This is a genomic window from Candidatus Pelagibacter communis (assembly GCF_001179945.1).
Taxonomy (GTDB): Bacteria; Pseudomonadota; Alphaproteobacteria; order Pelagibacterales; family Pelagibacteraceae; genus Pelagilacustribacter; species Pelagilacustribacter ubique_A.
In genome coordinates this window covers 1-622 of record NZ_CVSG01000052.1, presented here as the reverse complement: position 1 = coordinate 622, position 622 = coordinate 1, and the positions used below count along the sequence as shown (strand labels likewise).

At 26.4% G+C, this 622-nt stretch carries 1 protein-coding gene; it reads left to right on the top strand.

Features of this window, described 5'->3' with window-relative positions:
* Positions 1–30: 30 nt before the first annotated feature.
* On the top strand, positions 31–622 hold a 592-nt coding region (gene tsf / locus AMN78_RS01165), incomplete at its 3' end, for a translation elongation factor Ts (protein WP_306452605.1).

Below are 622 nucleotides of genomic sequence, written 5' to 3'. Positions count from 1 at the left end.
GCTTCAGATGGCCTAGTTTTAGCTAAAGAAATTAATGGAGAAATTTCAATAATTGAAATCAATAGTGAAACTGATTTTGTTGCTAAAAATAAAAATTTCATAAATTTTTGTAAAGAACTTTCAAACATAAACTTTTCTGTAAAAGGGGACCTAACAAAACTTACAAACTCTAAAATGAGTGATGGAGGTATTGTTAAAGATAATTTGGTAGACCTTATAGCAAAAATTGGTGAAAAAATAACTATTAGAAGATCTGATTTTTTTGATAATAAAAAAGGTTTAAACTTTTTCTATGTTCATTCCCTAACTGAAAAAAATATAGGGAAAATAGTTTCTATTGTAACATTAGATGGTATTATTAAAGGTGATAACGAAGAACTCGGAAATAAATTAGCCATGCATATTGCAGCATCTAATCCATTGGCTATAAAAAGTGATGAAATTGATAAAGCTCTTATCGATAAAGAGCTAGAAATTATTAAAGCTGAAGTAATTAACTCAGGCAAACCTAAAGAAATGGTTGAAAAAATATCAAAAGGAAAACTTACAAAATTCTTAAACGATAATTCTTTATTAAATCAAATTTGGATAATGGATCCAAAAAAGAAAGTATCTGATATTT